The organism is Acinetobacter sp. AS167 (genome assembly GCF_037152175.1).
Classification (GTDB): domain Bacteria; phylum Pseudomonadota; class Gammaproteobacteria; order Pseudomonadales; family Moraxellaceae; genus Acinetobacter.
In genome coordinates, this window is record NZ_JBBCMP010000020.1 from 1 (window position 1) to 18,965 (window position 18,965).

Here is an 18,965-nt window from a genome sequence, read left to right on the forward strand (position 1 = left end):
CTTAAAAACCAACAACCTTATCAGGCAAATTATAAGGCATGAATCCTTAAATAATTTGCTTGACAGTTAAGACGGTATCTTTTCATCTCTGAAAAGTGAGGCATCGCCTACACAAAGGTATTTAAACTTTGAATTTAAGGTGTGGCATTGCAAGCTTTTTATAATCAAACAATTTATTTTTCCATGCAATTGATTTAATTTAAAATATTAATTAAGAAGAATTATATTCTTGTGTCTGAGTTTTTGACAGGTTGACTATATAATTAATGATCAAATGCTTGGTCATAAAAAATGTTCAATAAACATTTTTCCAAAAATTTAAATCTTTTCAGCTTTATCTAAAAAGTATTGTGTGGCTTCAGTTAAATCCATATCTAATTCATTGGCAATAATGGCTAACCACCAGACACATTCACCTAACTTATGCTGCAACTCTTGCTGAGCATCGCCTTTGTGGAACCACTTCCCCGTCTGCGCCATCACTAATCTCCCAACCAATCCAGCATCAGATAAAAATGCCAACGCATCCTCTTGCACTGTCCATTCAGCATGATGATTTATTCGCTCTAGCTCATGATAACGTTCTCTGATTTTTACTGAACGTGCTACAACCTCATCAACCGTTATTTTATGATTCATCATTTTGCTCGTTTAAAAATTAGAGCTTACTTGATTTTGTAAAATTGATTCGATTAGAAATGTAATGCGTTCAAAATTGAGTGTGTAGCAATAATCGCCATTGATACACTTTTTACTAGTAAAGCTTTCAAACATAATTTTATAAAATGATTTTTCTAAAAAAAGCTAAGTAAAATCAGGACGCGCCCAGCGTTCACTCATATGCCAATTGACCAGATCAATAGCTGCATCACTTTCTAAAAACTCATTTTCATCTTCTAAAGCATCTTTATTCAACTGATATAAGTCATTGTCTAAATCATCTGAAAATTGTTGAAGAAAATTGGTAATCGAGTTAGCGACCAAAATCCCAACATCATATTCATGATCAATAAAGATCACTTGTCCAATTTGACCTACGGCGGTGGGTACTAAATCCACATACAAACCTGTTCGCCCACCATCGTGCGCAAACTGAACCCAATCTCGATGGTGGGCATTGGTTGGATTGATTTGTGGGTCAGCATGTTGAAGTACAAACAACTCATCAACGAGATCTGCAAGATCGTCGCGTTTAGTTTCAATATTAGTGAGTGATAAAAATTCCATGCCATAAAATAAACTGCCTAAATTTTCCTCTTCATTCATCCCATTATGCCAACAGTACAACTGTTTAAAATCATCAGGTAAGTGTTTAGAAAGCCTTTGTTCAAATTGTTCTATATCAGCAATACTTGCCGCGGGATTAAGTGATTGATTTGCAATCTTTGCCGCATGTTGCACTAACCAATTTTGTATATTTTCTAATTGTTTTTGAATCATGTTCTTCTCATTTATCTTAGGGTCTGTTGACATTTCATAAATGGCTTGCGTTGTAGGCTAAAATTGAGCAGGCAAGGCATGAAACGAAGAGAATAGCGAGACTATTTTCGAGTTTCATAACACAGGCTGAGATAATTTTAGCCACAACCCTTCGGGACTAGAGTGTTTTTTGCCGTTACGAGTTACCTTGCGAAACGTTGTTTCTCATCATTTATAATGACTAAATTTCATACTTCGCGCCTAGTATCGCCTAAAAAACACTCGCAGTCGCAAACGTAGACGAATTGTCAACAAACCCTTATAACAGTCAAATAAACTTTACTGAAAAACCCAATCATTAACAATAAAAAAGCCACTTAAAAGTGGCTTTGGCTTTAGTAAATCAACTACTTTTTAAATGGAAATGCATATTTCACAATACGTCCAAGGACTTGACCATACTGCTTAAACAAACTTGCATTGTTGTAGTTTAAGCCATACTTTTTACATACCGCTTCAACTTTGGGCGCCATTTTACGATAGCGACGAGCAGGTACTTCAGGGAATAAATGATGCTCGATTTGATGACTCAAATGTCCCGTCAAAATATGAAATGCTTCTGAACCGGTTAAATTCGAAGAACCGCGAATCTGGCGCATATACCAATGTCCACGACTTTCATCCTGTAAAACAGTTTTAGGGAACACTTCGACATCTTTGGTAAAGTGGCCACAGAAAATGATACTAAATGTCCAAATATTACGGATACCATTGGCGACTAAATTACCTGTAAATACAGGTAAAGCTGCGGGGCCAGCAATCAGAGGGAAGAACAGATAATCTTTAAAAAATTGTCTACCAATTTTCTTCTGGGTCGGCTTCCACTCTTCTTTAAACTGCGCCCAAGTTTTGCGTTTATAAACCAATTTACCAATTTCAAGATTTTGAATCGCAACGCCCCATTGGAACAATAGACAGAACGGAATTGCATATAAAGGCTGCAATAAAAAACCCGGTTTCCAGCGTTGTTCTGGGAATAAACGCAATAAACCATAGCCGATATCATCATCCATCCCTTTGATATTGGTATAGGTATGATGCTTATAATTATGGGTCTGGCGCCAGTTGTCAGAGGTTCCAACAATGTCCCATTCGTAAGTTGTACCTTTAAAGCGTGGATCATTCATCCAATCATATTGCCCATGCATAACATTATGACCGAGTTCCATGTTTTCCATGATCTTGGCAAAGCTCAGTAAGCCTGTACCAAGTAACCATGCAGGTGGAAACCAACCCGCAAATAAGCATGCTCGGCCTAAAATACTGCTATAACGAATCGCGGCATATACTTTTTTGATATATTTGGCATCTTTTTCGCCAATATCATCTAACACTTCTTGCTTAATTGCATCCAACTCACGCGCTAAAGCATCCAGCTCAGTTTGGGTCAGTTCACGGTTTTTGGTGTTTTTAAAATATTGAATTTTAACTGGCATATTCATGATAAAACTCGTTTAAAGATCAATAACTAAATCAGTTTTGGCAGTATTCACACAAATTCTCAGTAAATTATTCGGTTCAAAATTTTCTTGACCATTGACTAAGTTTTTTGTGGCACCCTGTGCTTTATTACACGCGCATTTATTGCAAATCCCCATTCTGCAACCATGTTCTGGTTTGATATTTTGTTGTTCTAAGCCAACTAAAATGGCTTGACCTTTAGGGATTACAACCACTTTATTGGATTTGGTTAAAGTGACATTGATAAAGCCTGTGTCATCAGAAATCACTGGACTTAGACTAAATGCTTCGCTTTTAAGTACTTTGGCCTGTTCAAACAATTGTTCAGCTGTTGCCACAAAACCTGAAGGACCACATACATACACTGTGCTTTGTTCAAGATTTTTAATAATATGTAAATATTCATTATTTAAACGTGCATCCGCAGGTACTTCTTGGGTATAAAATACATCAAATTTAAAATCGGGATGTTGTTGGGCTAATTGCTCAAAATGTTGTTTAAAGGCAACGTCTGCATTTTTTTTAACCCAATACATTAAATGTACTGGTTGACGATCAAGCTGCTGGTTCGCTGCCAATGCCTGAATCAAACTATACATCGGTGTAATACCGCTGCCCGCAGCGACCAGAATCAATGGACTGACAACTTGAGGCAATAACATATCACCATAAGGTCGGCCAAATTCAATCACCTCACCCACTTGGGCATGTTCAAATAACCAGTTACTCACAACGCCTTTTTCTACTTTTTTTGCCGTGAGTAATACATGTTGCGTATCTAATTGAGTCAGACTATAGGTACGTTCATAACGACGACCATTGATTTCGACAGTGATCGGATGATGTTGCCCTGCTAACCCCATTTCAAACAAGCGGTTAATTTTGATGGTTAAGCTGATCGTATCTGCGGCGGATTGTTCTTTTTCAACAATTTTCCCCAAAGCTTGTTGAACTGACCATAATGGATTAATTTTCTGTAGCCAAAAATTAGTCGCATTATTACCTAATACCATATCAAATATAGTGTTTACGGGAGATTTTTGCTTTTCAATAGCGTGCATACTAAGCTCACCATCTGAGTGATTTTTAATTATTATACACATGTATATATATTTGTATATACGTGTGTATTGTATCTAGACATTTCATTTATGTAATGACAAAGGCTATAATGAAAAAAATATTTTAACTATTTGATACTTTATGAATCCAACGTCCGTATTACCTCAGAACCCAGCTACCCTTCAAGATCAAATTCATGAGCTTGAAAAAGTTTCTGTACGTACTGTTGGACGCAAAGCGACTATTACTAAAGAAGAATTATTCCAAGCTGCCTTAAATCTGATTGGACCGCAAAAAAGTATTTCCTCTTTAAGTTTAAGAGAAGTTGCCCGTGAAGCTGGGATTGCGCCAAATAGTTTTTATCGTCACTTTAAAGATATTGATGAGTTGGCGATTGAACTGATTGATCGTTCAGGTGTGGTGCTCCGTCAAATTTTGCATGAAGCTCGAATTAAGGCAATCAGACAAAGCAGTATTATTCGTAGTTCAGTTGAAGTATTTATTGAACAACTCGATGCCGATGAAGGTAATTTGAGCTTACTCCTGCGTGAAGGTTATACAGGATCAAAACAATATAAACTTGCTGTAGACAAACAACTTAATTATTTCCAACAAGAACTCCAAGAAGATTTGATTCGAATAGAACGCATCAATCACAGTAAATTAACCCATCCTGATTTAGTCGCCAAAGCTATTACTCAGTTGGTATTTAATATGGGTGCCAAGGTGATTGATTTGCCGATTGCTGAACGTAAAGAAGTCGCTGAACAAACCATGGTGATGATTCGTATGTTACTCGAAGGCTCACGTCATTTAGACGAAGCGCAAATTAAATAATACCTATTCTTTCATAGCCTATTAAATACAAGTATCAGTACCCTATGATCAATCACAATCAACAAAACATTCGTGTAGGCATACTTGGTGTGACTGGTCGCATGGGACAAATGCTGGTTCAGGCCTGTCTCAATGCAGGACTAAACATTACTGTTGCTACAGCAAGAGTTGCAAGTGCAGCGATTGGTCATGAACTAGGTCAGTATCTCAATCTAGCACCATTAAATGTGCTTATTTCAGTTCGTTTGGAAGACATCATTCAGCATTGTGATGTGGTGATTGATTTCACTACAGCAAAGGCATTATCGCAACATTTAAAAATTTGCCAGCACGCTAAAAAACCGATGATTATTGGTATCACTGGTTTATCTGAGCAATTAAATCAACACATTGCTCAAGCCGCGCAAGATATTGCTATCGTTTATTCAGGCAATTATTCCATTGGCGTCAATCTCAGTGTTGATCTGGTTCGAGTTGCTGCCCAATTATTAGGTGCAGGATTTGAAGCTGAAATCATCGAAGCACACCATCGACAAAAAGTAGATGCGCCATCAGGCACTGCATTGATGTATGCAGAAGCGATTGCTCAAGTCAGAGCGCAATTGCTCAGTAATTTAGCGGTCTATCAACGCCATGCTGTGGTAGCTGAGCGAGTACCCCAACAGATCGGTTTACAAGCTATACGTGGTGGTGACATTGTTGGTGAACATAACACGATATTTTATGCTCATGGGGAACAGGTCGAAATCAAACATATTGCAAGCAATCGGATGAACTTTGCGACTGGTGCAATTCGTGCCGCAATGTGGTGTATTTCTCAACCCGCTGGCTTATATAACATGCATGACGTGATTCATTTGAACCACTCACTTTGATAGCGTTCTATGTACTATTCAATATACTGCTCAATGTACGCAGCATTGAAATTTTTCTGATCAATCTCACGATAGTGACCTTTTATCTTTATAACGTTTTTAAAGACTTTTCACACAGTATTCAGGCCAAATATTTTCACATTGAATTAAGCTTTGTATTTAAAAATAGCTATCTCGCCGCGAGTTAGAGTGATATAAATCTAACTTGGTATTTTTATATTCCCCTATACATCAATTGTATAATTGAGCTCTATTCACATGAAACTGTTAAATGATCGTCAAAGTATTATTGCAAGTTACTTACTCATGCTGATCTTTTTGTCTTTACTGATTCCCTTGCATCTTTTAGCGTCATTTTTTGCAGGTTTTGTTGTTTTTGAAATTATCAATAGTTTAGGTAGCATTACGGAGAGATATATTGATGGTCAAAGAGCTCGCTTGACCATCAGTATTATTCTAGCCATCTTTATTATTTCTTTGATTGTGCTCAGCATCACAGGCTTAATCAGCTTTGTTCAACATGATTTGCAAGGTGCGGGAATCAATGCCATCAGTGACCAAGTCGATAAAACCTTACAAAAGCTACAACTTGAAGTGGCACAATATATTCCCGGATTTATTCCTTATTCACTCACTGAATTAAAAGATCAAACTTTTGACTTAATCAAAGATAATTTATCAACCTTAAAAAGTACCGGAACAGGCTTTTTACATAATTTAGCCACCATGTTGATTGGTATGATTGTGGGGATCCTTGTCTCATTAAACCAACTGCGCCCACAGCCGGATCAGCCAGAATTTAAACGTGCCATGATCACACGTATTGAAAATCTTTCGTCATCTTTTAAAAATGTGGTGTTTGCTCAGTTTAAAATTTCTTTAATCAATACATTTTTATTTTTGATTTTCTCTCACCTGATCCTCCCTGTTTTTGATATACATTTACCTTTTGCCAATACCTTAGTGATCCTGACTTTTATTTTTGGATTAATTCCAATTGTCGGAAACTTACTCTCCAATACTATTATTGTTATGGCAGGTTTAACCATTTCAGTATCTACCGCAGGTATCGCATTACTTTATCTAATTTTTATCCATAAACTAGAATACTTTATTAATGCCAAAATTATTGGCACAAAAATCCATGCAGCATCATGGGAAGTCTTATTGGCAATGTTAGTCTTTGAGTCGTTCTTTGGCTTAGCGGGTTTAATTGTTGCACCCATTTTCTATGCCTATATCAAGTTAGAACTTAAACAAGCCGAAATGATTTAAAGCGCAATTCACTTGTGTCATCAAGAACCCCTTCTTTTAAAGGTGTGCAGTATTAATTTGTAAAAGAAGAGAATTAAAAAGCCTGAACTGATCAACGTTACAATTCAGGCTTTTTTCCTAATAATACGAATGCAGTTAAAAACTTTTATTCCCAGACCACTTCTCGTTTCTGTTGTGCCCAAGCATCTAAAAATGGCTCATAACGACTTTCAATTTTATTACGTTTAATTTTCATCGTTGGGGTAAGTAAATCATTTTCCATGGTCCATGGTTCATTGACTACGACAAAGAAGCTGATTTTTGCATGGGGCTCAAGTTCTTCATTGATCTTCACTCTTAATGCTTTTAAGGTGTTTTCAATTTCATCTCGCTTCGGGTTCTGCTTCAGACTGTTACGAATATCTTCAGCCAACATAATAAAGGCAACTGGTTGTGGTTGGCTTGAACCACCAATACATACAGATTCAATTAATGCCTGATTGCCGATTTTTTGCTCAGTCGGAACTGGCATGATGTATTTGCCTTTGCTTGTTTTAAAAATATCTTTAATTCGACCAGTAATTTTTAACCGCCCTTCTGCATCGATCTCGCCCAAATCCCCAGTACGTAAAAATCCATCTTCGGTCATATCTTCTGCAGTTTTTTCAGGATTTTTATAATAGCCCAACATAGTTCCTGGGCTTTTTACCAGAATTTCACCATTTTCATCAATTTTACACTCCACTTTAGGTTGGGCATGCCCCACATAACCACTGGCAAACTGCCCCACACGTGTCACATGCGAATAACCACAATTTTCAGTCATACCATAGACTTCAAGTAACTCTAAACCTAAATTTCGATACCATAAAATAATATCTGTAGGTAATGGTGCAGCAGCAGTAAATGCATAACGGACATGATTTAGCCCGAGCTTGGTAAGTAATTTCTTTTTAACCAATTTACCCAACACAGGTATTTTGAATAAAATCTTTTGTATATGGAGCGGTATTTTTTCATTAACGCCCAAATAGAACTTGGTCCATAAGCGTGGTACCGAAAAGAATAGTGTGGGTTTGGCACGATTCAAATCTTCGACAAAGGTTTCAATTGAATTTGCAAAATACACGGTAAAACCGCAAACCATCAGTGAAGATTGAATAAAAATACGCTCAGCAACATGTGCAAGTGGTAAATAAGATAAGGCCCGATCAGATGTTGTCACTTGATAAGTCAATCTGAGTTCACGAGCGCCAGATAAAAGCGTCGCAAAACTTTGCATAACCCCTTTAGGTACACCAGTACTGCCAGACGTATAAACGATGGTCGCTAAATCATTTTTATTGGGTAATACTGGGTTTTCTAGTGGCGCAACAGATTGCACAATATCATTCCATTGCGGTGCGTCGAATTCAGGTGATAATGCCAAACGCACACAAGCTAAATCTTGTGGAATGATTGTTTTTACCTCATTCCAGCTATCCGCTTTACCGTCCAATTTTCCAATAAATAAGAGTTTTGCTTCACTGTGGTTGAGTACATAAGCTGAACCTTCCGCATTGAGTGTTGGATAGAGTGGGACTGAGATATGACCTGACATCCAGATCGCTAAATCTGCCATAAGCCAATGCGCACTATTTTTACCATAAATTGCGATCGCACTCTTTTCAGGCAAGTTTAAAGACTGTAAATAACTCGCCATACTGCGAACTTGTTGTGCAACTTCCGACCATGTGTAATGCACCACATTGCCATTGGCCAATGGTTGTACAAACACATCTTTTTGCGGTAATTGCTTTTCCCAATGAAGTAGATAGTGCACATGGGTATCATGAAACTCAACAAAATCCTTGTTTTCCATATCATTTCTTCCATTATTTTAAGTTTTTATCTTGGCTATAGACGGTTGCTTTCGAACTTGTCTATTTAGATACACAATACTAAATGATCAAATTACATGGGTGAGTAAACTTTATCTCTAAGGAACAAATCGAGATCAAAGTACACTATTTTAATAGCATAAAAACGGTTGCGATGTATACAACAAACTCCCTGTAAATCCTTCATTGATTATTGTTGTAAAGTAGATCTCATCCAATGATACATGGCGTTTCTATCGCGTGGTGACATTGATGCATGGTCTATAGCCCTTCATACAAGATATGACCATATAAATGGTGCAATAATAGGAATTAGTTTTTATAAATGGTTATAACTTTTACATTTAAAATCAAAAAATAAAAATAACCCAATAATTGATTATTTAAATATGCATAACATATACATCAAAAAAGCTCCCAAAGGAGCTTTTAGAATCTAGATAAAATTACACTAAATTAAGGTTTAACCACAACCAATACCTGAATCGCTTCTGGCGTCACAGAAATACCTTCCAATAGACTTAAACCTTCTTTCTGGAATTTCTGTAAACGTTCAATTTCATCTGCACGAATACTTGGATTAAATTGCTTTAAGTAGCTTAAACGATCAATTTCATATTGCCATTTGCTACCGTAAATTTCTTTAGCTTGCTCTTTTAACTGCGGTAAAACACCTTTAGCAATATCTAAAGCTTGTGCATAGCGTTCTTCAATCACTTCACGACGTGCTTTCACCACTTGACGACAGCTATTGCTATCTAAATGATGTAAATACGGCTTAATAATTTCTGGATTAAGCTTGGCAGTAATATCTTGGCCCGTTTCAGTCAATAACACTCGAATCAATTGTGTTGGTAAGCTAGAAGGTAAATTTAATGCTTTAGGCGCAACCACATCCACTTTAAACCAAACTTCCAACAAAATCGTGCCTTGTTTAAGTGCATTGGTTTTTAGAATCGCAACATTGGTACTACCAAAAGATTGGGTACGGATAATTTCCATCACACTTTCAGTAAACGGATGTTCAAGTGTTAAATATTGCGCGTCTTCACGGATCTGTGCCTGATCACGATAGAAGGTTGCAGTCATACCCTCTTCGTCAATATCCAAGCCTTGCACTTGCATTTGATCGGTTGGTTTAATAATCACCGTACCATTACTTTGCTCATCAAAGTCAATGTTGGTTGATGCCATAAACCGCTTCATAAACATTGGCAACAAAGTATTGTCATCATAGTCTTCAAGCGCTGTAACAATTTCTTGTGCCACGATCGGACGACATGAGTTGTATTCCAATAAACGGTCACGACCATCTTGCAATTCAACTTCAAGTGCTTGACGCTGTACATTGACCGCTTCAAGAAGCTCTTCAAAAACTTGCCCTTTATCATCCAATAAGCAATCTTTTAAATCGACAATAAAGTTTTCTTGTAAGGTTTGTGCTGTAGGCGAAATATTACTGAAAATATTTAGCGCTTCATTATACCAACGGAACATACGCTCTTGCGCTGTACCTACAAGATAAGGCACATGAATCTGAATACGATTTTCCTGACCAATACGGTCTAAACGACCAATACGCTGTTCAAGTACATCTGGATTTGCAGGCAAATCAAACAACACAAGGTCAGAAGCAAACTGGAAATTACGCCCTTCTGAACCAATTTCAGAACACAGTAAAATCTGTGCACCATAAGAATCTTCAGCAAAATAAGCCGCTGCTTGGTCACGTTCCAATAAGCTCATGCCTTCATGGAACATTGCGGTGCGGATACCCGCGTGGATGCGTAAAGCATTTTCAAGTGCTTCAACAACTGGACCACTACGTGCAATCAGCAATACTTTTTTATGTTTTAAATCAGAACGTAATCGTTCCATCAACCACATAACACGTGGGTCTGTTTCCATCCATGCGCCATCAAGTTGCAGCTCTTCTGGCCACATTTGTTCGCGTAATTTTCCATCTTTAGACCAATTTTCTGGTGCTGGTAATGGTGCTGGTTGGCAATCACGTCCAGGGAAACCTTGAATTGCTTCACGGGTATTACGGAACAAAATACGACCTGTACCATGACGGTCTAAAAGCTCATGAATTGCACGGAAACGATGTTCAGGCTGATCTTCAATCGGATGACCTAATAATTTTTCAACTGCTGCCAAATGTTCCGCTTCAAGTGGCAAATCTGACATCAACACTTCAGCAATTTTAGCAGTGTGATGATATTGCTCTTCTTCATCAAGGAAACGATCAAGCGAACTAAAACGTTGTGGATCAAGTAAACGTAAACGGGCAAAATGGCTTTCTACACCTAACTGTTCAGGTGTTGCAGTTAAAAGTAGCACACCTTCAGTTTTTTCAGCAAGCTCTTCAACAAGGTCATAACGGTCATTACCGCCTTCCTCTTCACTCCACATCAAATGATGCGCTTCATCGACCACCAGCAGATCAAAACCAGCTTCAATGGCTTGCTCACGCAAATCATCATGGTCAATCATCAAATCTACTGAAGCAATGATACATTGTTCAGTCAGGAATGGATTGAGTTCAGGATCATGCTCTTTGATTGAAGCTGTACGAGTAAGATCAAACAATGAGAAATTCAAATTGAAACGGCGACGCATTTCAATCATCCATTGATATTGTAATGAATCTGGTACAAGAATCAGAATTCGCTCAGAACGACCCGTTTTAAGTTGTTGATGGATGATGAGTCCCGCTTCGATTGTTTTACCTAAGCCAACTTCATCAGCAAGTAATACACGAGGTGCAAATCGTTTACCCACTTCATGTGCAATATACAACTGGTGTGGAATCAATCCTACACGCGCACCGACCAAACCACGTAATGGTGACGTTTGCATATTGGCTTGCATTTGCATCGCTTCAATACGTAAGTCATACCATTCTTTATAGTCAATTTGACTTGCCAATAAACGCTCTAAAGGCTTTGATAATTGGATTTGTGCGCCAATACGCGTTTCGTTTAGCGCTTTTTTCTCTTGTTCGCCACTGTCCAATGTACGAATAACATTGTAACGAATTACTCCACTGCGATCATCTAAAGACTCAACAATCCACTTGATGCCTTCTTGGTCTTGAACTTCATCATTGATATTAAAAACAATACGAGATAATGGTGCATTATTACGTGCATAGACACGAGTTTCGTCACTTTTTGGAAAAAGAATACTGATTGAACGTTCATCGACATCAATCAGTACACCTAAACCTAACTCAGTTTCTGTGTCCGATAACCAACGTTGACCTATAGCAAATTGTTGCAATTTTTCCACCTTTATCTCATGTTAGGGCTAAAACATGGTTGCTCAAATCAGGAGAATATTTGAACAAAGTTTATACCCATTACGCAATACTTTTTGACATAAAGCTCATTAAATTTTGAGCCACTTAATTTCAACTTAAAAATCTAAACTAAAACGGAACTGGACAATCAAATTGTACAAGCTCCTCTGTTTTAGGATGATGAAAACTCAATTGTTGTGCATGTAAACAAAGTCTTGGCATAAGTTGCTGTTGCTCTACAGTGGCATATAAAGTATCACCAATAATTGGATGACCTAAATATTGCATATGCACACGTAACTGATGTGACCGCCCAGTAACTGGTGTTAACTCAACACGAGTCACCGCCTGTCCTAGAATTTGAAAATGTTGAATGGCTTTCCAATGCGTTAATGCAGGCTTGTTATGCTCTGGAGCTGCAATATGTAATGGAGGGTGTTCTGGATCATAAATCACAGGCACATCTACTGTACCTTCACCCTGTAAAGTTCCAGCAACAACAGCTTGGTAGGTTTTAGAGGTTTGACGTTCTTGAAACTGTCTAGAAATACTTTTTTGTCCCCATTTACTCAAGCCAAATACCAAAATGCCAGAGGTATCACGATCTAAACGATGAATGAGTAAAGTCTTAGGCTCGATTTTTAATAATCTGTTGATAACACAATCTTGTAAATCTGCTGTTTTTCCTGGAACTGTGAGTATACCTGCTGGCTTATGGATCACCATAAAATCATCATCACGATGGATCAGGTGTTCGGTTAGAAAATTACTCAAAGTTCAGTTCCAATGATCACGCAAACAAGCAGGCAATTCTAAGAATCTTGGAATGAAATTACAATCAAAATTATCTGATTTATTCGATTATTCTAAAGAAAGAATAATAAATCGTACAATTGCTTTAAATTCATTGGCAATTTACAAGACAATCAAAAACTTTAGATACATTTTGCCAATCAATTGTGGGGAAAGTGGATTAATTCATTGAAAAAATAAATTATTGTCTATTTTTTGGTAAGTTAAAAACTTAACACCCTATTTTTTTAATGGTATAAACAATACCTTAAGATTAAATGAGCAAAATATGAATAAATTAAATTATAAATCTACATTGTCCATTTGTATTATTTCCGCATTTGCCATGACCGGCTGTGCAACTTCAACCCTTTTAAAGAAAGACAATGGTGTTCGTACCCGTAATGTTCAAACCGTATTGGTCAATGATACGGTTTTAGCATTTGGCAAACCATCACAAGCAATTTCGGCCCTACCTTCTGACAGCATTGTCATTGCAGGGCAAAAAAATAGTTATGTCATCACCAGGGGTGGTGCTCGATTTGTCAAAGTGATCACAGGACTTGATCCAAAATTTATTCAAATTGATAAAGCGCTGACCTTCAATTCAGAAAAAAATGATGGGCATTTTTCAGGAACCCTACCACTCAAATATGTCAAACTTTCTGAAGATGTCACTAAACAAGATCGTGCATTCTTTATTGAAAATGGTGCAGAAGAATGCACCACCTCAAGTGATCAACGTCTAAAAGCGCAACGTTTCTGTTTTAACATTACCTTATCTGGTCTGGTTTACCCTTCTGCTTCTAATATTTCATCACTAAAAGCACTGAGTAAACCCTATCAAGTCAGTATCTATAGCACCCAAGAGGTAAAAGATTACTCAAAGGCTGGCAGTAAAACTGCAGATAAACTGGTGTTATTCCCTTTTGCTGTCGCTTTTGATGTAGTGACGTTACCGTTCCAAGCGCTTCATAAGATTTTTGATTGATTGAAAATAATTCAGGATATTGCATACAATATCCTGAATCTTAGCAAATATAAAAATACGATTCTCAATAGCATGATTCCACTTTCTTTTAACTATCTTTGGATTTTCTTTGTCGCTGGCTTTGGGACCATTATTTTTAGCCTATTTGCGATTGGATCAATATTTAGCTCAAAATTCAGAAATACCCTTAGGCATGGCAATATTTTTATTCAGTCTCTATTTGTCTGTAGTGTACTCTGCGTTTTTTTGAGCTTGATACTTTATTTCCTTGTTCTATTTACAAAAAATGAGATTGAAAAAGAGCATCATTCCATACATAAAACATTAAGTTCGCCTGAGAAAATTTTAGGCATTCAAATGCCACAAGGGACTGAACTTGAATTATTTGCACCCGATCAATTGACCTCATTGAGACAAGCCAAATTTCCCCAACCCGTATTATTTGGAAAGCTGCAAATTAACAGCATGAAAATTCCTCGTGGTATTGATTTGGAACTTTTTGATGATCGTTCAACCACATTAATGGGTACAGGTAAGGATACGATCGAAGGTTGGAATTGTCAGCTGATGAGCTATATTCAAGTCTATTTAGATGATGCTGGCAACATCATTGGTTTAGAGCACTGTAATCTTGCTCAAGATACGCAGCTAGAAAATATTATACTTGTGGCACAGGCAGATATTGAACGTTCTAAATATCAAAAATATCCAGACAACTTTGTTTCTACAGATTACTGGCGGATTCACAATCCTCTCACCCAATACAAAGCTGTTTCCCTACAATGGGCAAATGTCTACTTGGATCAAAATAAACAACTCATCGGAATTGAAAATGGCACACTGACAGAAAAATTAACCTTAGGCGATATTCAATATCCAGCAAATACTGAATTCAATTTATTGGTTCATCCTTTAACACAAAATGAAACTTGGTTATTTACCCCGCCCAATGATCAAAATGCGGTTGCTCGCAATGGCAAAGTCTATACGCATGATCAAACGATTCTTCAGCGCCCTAATGGCAAAATTGAACAAATCCTCAATAGCAATGATCCTAGAATTTTACCCCGAAGAATGAATCACTAATGCTTAAATATTGATATTCCCAACAGTATAGGCATTTTTCAAGGTCTTTTATTTTTATCTCTAATATTTATTTACAATTATTCATTTCAATTTTCAAATTCTTGACCACACGCTTCGTGTATAACAACTCACTGCCATTTAAAGATAAATAGGAGTCTGCTAGCCTAACCAACAAGGTCCATAACTGATTTTTAAACTAGATCATTGCCGATAAAATTAAACGCAAAGTACCAAAAATTAGATATTTTTTTTAACCTTTAAGTCGATTGATAAAAAAACAAACAAATTCACAAAGATTCTGTTGTAAAAAACAACAAAATCTTTATAATCCAACTAAACAGACAAGTCTGTATAATTTGCTGAGAAAAACGAATGACATGTGCATTCAGAGGGTATAAGAATAAATATAAGAAGATGCTTGAAGCATCTCTTTACCTGATGATTTATCGTTATAACAATAAATGATCAGGTATATAAAAAACTTATCAGCAAAGCGCGATTCACTTCAAGTGGTCGCGCTTTTTTATTTTCAAGTTTAAGTAGTAAATTAAACAGATCAGCAAGCGCAAATCAATATTGCTTACGCTTGCAACCTAAGATTTCAACAAACTTAAAGGTTAAACTGAACTCGGTTGAGCTAAAGCCAATTCCATCTGAATCAGGGTTTCTACCCGTCTCCAATAATCATCCAAACACACTTGCTGAGGATCTATTTGCGCCTGAATCGTCATTCCGTCAAGAAGACTCGACAAGAAAGAAGCAAGTTGAATATCTTGTTTAACACCTAAATGACGCAACGCATTACTCAAATGCCCTTTTAACCACTCTTTATAGTCAGTTGCAGGTTGGAGTGATGACGGATAAACTTTTGAAATTTCTTCTACGGCTTTTTGGAACATACAACCATTAAAATCTTCGCTATGAAACCATGCGTTGTACCATGTGAAGATGGCTTTAATATGAGATAAATAATCTTGTGGATCACATTTAGCGATTGCAGCATCTAATGATTCTTGCAAATTGAGATTTCTCGTGACCAAACATTCTTCAATCAATTTGGCTTTAGATGGAAAATATTTATAAAAAGTCATTTTTGCAACGCCAGACTCACTAATAATTCGGTCTATACCGATAGAATTATAACTATATGTATTAAAGAGATTCAACGCTGTATTAATGATGTCCTCTTTTTTTGACATTTGTTTTTACCTGATGTACAAAAATTTAAGATTAAAATTAAAGCATTAGCTTATAAGAACAGCACATAAATACGAATTACTTCAAGTGTATGCTAAGAATTATATCTTAAATTCATATGAATACTGAGTTTTTATAAAAAAACATCAAGACTACAAAGGCAAGTATATGAAATATAAAATATTAAACCTGTATAAATACTAGCAAAACAAATTGTTTTTTACTATTATAAAAACGGCAAAATTAAAATTTTAATGCAGCATATGAGCATATTATCTTTCACGCAATCTGAACATACTCGTTTCGAGTTGCTGCATTTCATTCAAAATTCCTTACAACCTGAATTATGGCAGCAAAATACTCAAGCTATCGCAAACTTAAAGCGACAAACACACTGTCATGTCCTATTCAAGCATCCAATACTAGTACAGTTGAATCAAAGTCAACTGACGCTTGAACAGATTAAATTTATTCATATTAATTATTTTACCGCCATTGTTAAAAATTTTACAGATGCACTAAGCATGGTGATTTATCAAGCCGTCAGTCTTGAGAAAAACAATAATATTCATCCAGAAAATAGGATTGCGGCAAAAATATATGCACGCTACTTACTGTCGCTTAACTTAATTGATGAACTGGGTTTCAATACACACCAACTCGAAAAAAGCGCTGCATCCAAATCACATCTGGTTTATTTTTTAAAATTGATGCAGCAGTTGGAATTAGATCCATTAGATCAGCAACAGACTGAAATAGAAGCTTTCGCATTGGCTCAATTTATTCACCAACATATCAATTCTTATACAGAATTATTGCTCATTTTGGCTTGTACAGAATTGCAAGTCATAAAGTTTAGTGAAGCACTCCGCAACAACATGTCCATTTACAACAGTAAATTTATTGAAGGTTATTATGCTTGTCATGGGCTGGCTGATCAGAATGACGCGACCCTTGCCAATGATGACAACCATCAAGATGACATTTGGACCCTACTCATACAATGTTATGATGAAAATAATCAACAATATTTGAAGCAAGTTCAGTCTGAGTATTTGCAACTCTGGGATAATTTCTGGAGCAAAATGGCAATTCGTATAGCTGAAATTTAAGTACTTGCTTCATGATGGTTTTTTGATCCCATTGCTGAGATCAAAAATACCTTATTGTGATTTAGATAAGCGTCATTGTAGGACTTGTTGAGTTGGCATATTTTGTTTACGCTCTTGTAATGCTTTCTTAATCACCTGATAACCGCCTGTTAGGCCTAAAGTCGCCATAATCACAGCTACAATAATATCTGGCAACATGCTTCCTGTACCAAACACTCCAATTGCTGCAAAGATTACTGCGACATTTCCAATCGCATCATTACGGCTACACAGCCAAACAGACTGCATATTAGAATCTCCATCTCTAAAAGTGTAAAGCACAAGTGCTGAAATCACATTGGCGATTAAAGCCAGTACACCAATTGCCCCCATAGTAATCGCTTCTGGCGCAATCCCTTTCGTATAGGCATAAATTGTTTTGCCGATCACGACAAAACCAAAAATTGCCATGATTGCCCCTTTAAGCAATGCAACAGTTGCTCGCCAGTATAAACTTGCGCTTAACACCACTAAAGAGACAGCATAATTGACCGAGTCACCAAAAAAATCCAGAGAATCTGCCCAAAGTGCAGAAGAATGTGCATATGCCCCACCAATCAGTTCAATAAAGAACATGGCAAGATTTATAAACAATGCAATCCACAAAGCTGTTCTAAACTTGCTATTTGGTTTCTGTGGTGCAGGTTCATGACTGCATGTACACGCCATGACACTTCTCCTTGATTCAATATAAATGGGCTTATTTGCTAATTTCTCACTCAAATTGGCACGTTAAAGAAAATCAGTACATGCTTCAATAATGATGAAAAAATCAGCTATACTGCTATTTAAAACTATGGAGTTAGTCCAAGGTCAAGTTGATTCAGGAAAATAAACTATGCAGCAATACTTAATTAGTGATCTCGCTAAAAAAACTCAGCTATCGAATGATACTGTACGTTTTTATGAAAAAAAAAATCTGATCAGATCGAGTTACCGTGCAGATAATAATTATAAATATTATGATGATGAAACATTAAAGCGGCTTATTTTTATTAAACGTTGCCGCTCTTTAGATATGAGCTTACATGAAATTACTCAACTTTTAGAACATCTTCAACACCCTGAACAAGGCTGTAAAATCATTGACCAATTGATTGAAGAACATATTCAACATGTAGAAACTCGAATACATGAATTAGAGCATTTTAAATCGCAACTGCATGAATTACGTCAATCCTGCTCTTCGAACACCACCATTGATCATTGTCAGATTGTCAAAAAACTTGAAGCATCGGAATAATTTATAATTAAATCAACCAATTATTCATATAAGTGATTTAAATCAAATCATGGATCATCAATAAAGCGTATATTTTTAAATGAACTTTTAAAAACCATTAGTTATTAACTCATTTTTCCTTTTAAATCATACAAGGTGCAGCTATCACATGACGACATGGATATCGACGTTGAGTGGGGGGATATAGGATGTCCCTCTCGCTCAGCATGAGCAAACACAAAGCAAGGCTTTGTTTGCAGCGCAAGGTTTGTCATCCCCTAAGAAAAGGGAGACATTGTCTTCGCAAAGTTATTTAAATTTTGAATAAATGGTGCGGCATTGCAAGCTTTAAAACCTAACCCCCCATACAATTG

General features: G+C 36.7%; 16 protein-coding genes. 7 read left to right on the plus strand and 9 right to left on the minus strand.

The genetic code is table 11. The features are described 5' to 3' along the window. Positions 1-318 precede the first annotated feature (318 nt). The 4 genes from WFN33_RS19460 to WFN33_RS19475 all read right to left on the minus strand — a co-directional run bounded on the left by WFN33_RS19460 (position 319) and on the right by WFN33_RS19475 (position 4,001). Positions 319-639, minus strand: a complete 321-nt coding sequence (locus WFN33_RS19460) for a MazG-like protein (protein ID WP_336954688.1) — start codon at positions 637-639, stop codon at positions 319-321. Positions 640-804: 165 nt separating this feature from the next. Further along, the gene (locus tag WFN33_RS19465) at positions 805-1,440 is read right to left on the minus strand and encodes an SMI1/KNR4 family protein (RefSeq protein WP_336954689.1); all 636 of its coding nucleotides are present in this window, start codon (positions 1,438-1,440) and stop codon (positions 805-807) included. A gap of 386 nt (positions 1,441-1,826) precedes the next feature. Continuing rightward, entirely contained in the window at positions 1,827-2,921 is a 1,095-nt protein-coding gene (locus WFN33_RS19470) for a fatty acid desaturase family protein (protein WP_336954690.1), read from the minus strand. Positions 2,922-2,933: 12 nt separating this feature from the next. Then, complete coding sequence (locus WFN33_RS19475) at positions 2,934-4,001, minus strand: ferredoxin reductase (RefSeq protein ID WP_336954691.1); 1,068 nt, start codon at positions 3,999-4,001, stop codon at positions 2,934-2,936. Positions 4,002-4,143: 142 nt separating this feature from the next. On the opposite strand from WFN33_RS19475, the gene fabR reads away from it, so the two are divergent. The 3 genes from fabR (at position 4,144) to WFN33_RS19490 (ending at position 6,989) form a co-directional block, all read left to right on the plus strand. Further along, positions 4,144-4,839 (plus strand): HTH-type transcriptional repressor FabR, encoded by a 696-nt coding sequence (gene fabR / locus WFN33_RS19480; RefSeq protein WP_004721706.1) that lies wholly within the window; start codon positions 4,144-4,146, stop codon positions 4,837-4,839. 44 nt (positions 4,840-4,883) lie between these two features. Beyond that, positions 4,884-5,714, plus strand: coding sequence for a 4-hydroxy-tetrahydrodipicolinate reductase (gene dapB, locus WFN33_RS19485; protein WP_336954693.1), 831 nt, complete (start codon positions 4,884-4,886; stop codon positions 5,712-5,714). Positions 5,715-5,972: 258 nt separating this feature from the next. Beyond that, complete coding sequence (locus WFN33_RS19490) at positions 5,973-6,989, plus strand: AI-2E family transporter (protein ID WP_096733677.1); 1,017 nt, start codon at positions 5,973-5,975, stop codon at positions 6,987-6,989. A gap of 145 nt (positions 6,990-7,134) precedes the next feature. On the opposite strand, the gene WFN33_RS19495 is transcribed toward WFN33_RS19490, so the two are convergent. The 3 genes from WFN33_RS19495 to WFN33_RS19505 form a co-directional block, all read right to left on the minus strand. Beyond that, entirely contained in the window at positions 7,135-8,829 is a 1,695-nt protein-coding gene (locus WFN33_RS19495; RefSeq protein WP_336954694.1) for an AMP-binding protein, read from the minus strand. 475 nt (positions 8,830-9,304) lie between these two features. Further along, entirely contained in the window at positions 9,305-12,142 is a 2,838-nt protein-coding gene (gene rapA, locus WFN33_RS19500) for an RNA polymerase-associated protein RapA (RefSeq protein WP_336954695.1), read from the minus strand. A 139-nt stretch (positions 12,143-12,281) separates the two neighbouring features. Then, a complete protein-coding gene (locus WFN33_RS19505; protein WP_336954696.1) occupies positions 12,282-12,926 on the minus strand; it encodes an RluA family pseudouridine synthase in 645 nt (214 codons plus the stop codon). Positions 12,927-13,233: 307 nt separating this feature from the next. Here WFN33_RS19505 and WFN33_RS19510 point away from each other — a divergent pair, with 307 nt between their 5' ends. Then, on the plus strand, positions 13,234-13,935 hold the full coding sequence (locus WFN33_RS19510; RefSeq protein WP_336954697.1) for a hypothetical protein: 702 nt from the start codon (positions 13,234-13,236) through the stop codon (positions 13,933-13,935). A 357-nt stretch (positions 13,936-14,292) separates the two neighbouring features. Beyond that, complete coding sequence (locus WFN33_RS19515; RefSeq protein ID WP_336954698.1) at positions 14,293-15,021, plus strand: hypothetical protein; 729 nt, start codon at positions 14,293-14,295, stop codon at positions 15,019-15,021. Positions 15,022-15,638: 617 nt separating this feature from the next. On the opposite strand, the gene WFN33_RS19520 is transcribed toward WFN33_RS19515, so the two are convergent. Beyond that, positions 15,639-16,220, minus strand: coding sequence for a TetR/AcrR family transcriptional regulator (locus WFN33_RS19520; protein ID WP_004721722.1), 582 nt, complete (start codon positions 16,218-16,220; stop codon positions 15,639-15,641). 261 nt (positions 16,221-16,481) lie between these two features. Between WFN33_RS19520 and WFN33_RS19525 the strand changes: the two genes are divergently transcribed. After that, on the plus strand, positions 16,482-17,330 hold the full coding sequence (locus WFN33_RS19525; protein ID WP_336954699.1) for a hypothetical protein: 849 nt from the start codon (positions 16,482-16,484) through the stop codon (positions 17,328-17,330). 72 nt (positions 17,331-17,402) lie between these two features. On the opposite strand, the gene WFN33_RS19530 is transcribed toward WFN33_RS19525, so the two are convergent. Continuing rightward, complete coding sequence (locus WFN33_RS19530; protein ID WP_336954700.1) at positions 17,403-18,038, minus strand: cation transporter; 636 nt, start codon at positions 18,036-18,038, stop codon at positions 17,403-17,405. 169 nt (positions 18,039-18,207) lie between these two features. On the opposite strand from WFN33_RS19530, the gene WFN33_RS19535 reads away from it, so the two are divergent. Further along, a complete protein-coding gene (locus WFN33_RS19535) occupies positions 18,208-18,612 on the plus strand; it encodes a Cd(II)/Pb(II)-responsive transcriptional regulator (protein WP_336954701.1) in 405 nt (134 codons plus the stop codon). Positions 18,613-18,965: the final 353 nt, after the last annotated feature.

Excerpts from the sequence above, each read along its gene's own strand:
- WFN33_RS19460 (WP_336954688.1), bottom strand. The coding sequence starts at position 639 with ATGAATCATAAAATAACGGTTGATGAGGTTGTAGCACGTTCAGTAAAA.
- WFN33_RS19465 (WP_336954689.1), bottom strand. The coding sequence starts at position 1,440 with ATGATTCAAAAACAATTAGAAAATATACAAAATTGGTTAGTGCAACAT.
- WFN33_RS19470 (WP_336954690.1), bottom strand. The coding sequence starts at position 2,921 with ATGAATATGCCAGTTAAAATTCAATATTTTAAAAACACCAAAAACCGT.
- WFN33_RS19475 (WP_336954691.1), bottom strand. The coding sequence starts at position 4,001 with ATGCACGCTATTGAAAAGCAAAAATCTCCCGTAAACACTATATTTGAT.
- fabR (WP_004721706.1), top strand. The coding sequence starts at position 4,144 with ATGAATCCAACGTCCGTATTACCTCAGAACCCAGCTACCCTTCAAGAT.
- dapB (WP_336954693.1), top strand. The coding sequence starts at position 4,884 with ATGATCAATCACAATCAACAAAACATTCGTGTAGGCATACTTGGTGTG.
- WFN33_RS19490 (WP_096733677.1), top strand. The coding sequence starts at position 5,973 with ATGAAACTGTTAAATGATCGTCAAAGTATTATTGCAAGTTACTTACTC.
- WFN33_RS19495 (WP_336954694.1), bottom strand. The coding sequence starts at position 8,829 with ATGGAAAACAAGGATTTTGTTGAGTTTCATGATACCCATGTGCACTAT.
- WFN33_RS19510 (WP_336954697.1), top strand. The coding sequence starts at position 13,234 with ATGAATAAATTAAATTATAAATCTACATTGTCCATTTGTATTATTTCC.
- WFN33_RS19515 (WP_336954698.1), top strand. The coding sequence starts at position 14,293 with ATGCCACAAGGGACTGAACTTGAATTATTTGCACCCGATCAATTGACC.
- WFN33_RS19520 (WP_004721722.1), bottom strand. The coding sequence starts at position 16,220 with ATGTCAAAAAAAGAGGACATCATTAATACAGCGTTGAATCTCTTTAAT.
- WFN33_RS19525 (WP_336954699.1), top strand. The coding sequence starts at position 16,482 with ATGAGCATATTATCTTTCACGCAATCTGAACATACTCGTTTCGAGTTG.
- WFN33_RS19530 (WP_336954700.1), bottom strand. The coding sequence starts at position 18,038 with ATGGCGTGTACATGCAGTCATGAACCTGCACCACAGAAACCAAATAGC.
- WFN33_RS19535 (WP_336954701.1), top strand. The coding sequence starts at position 18,208 with ATGCAGCAATACTTAATTAGTGATCTCGCTAAAAAAACTCAGCTATCG.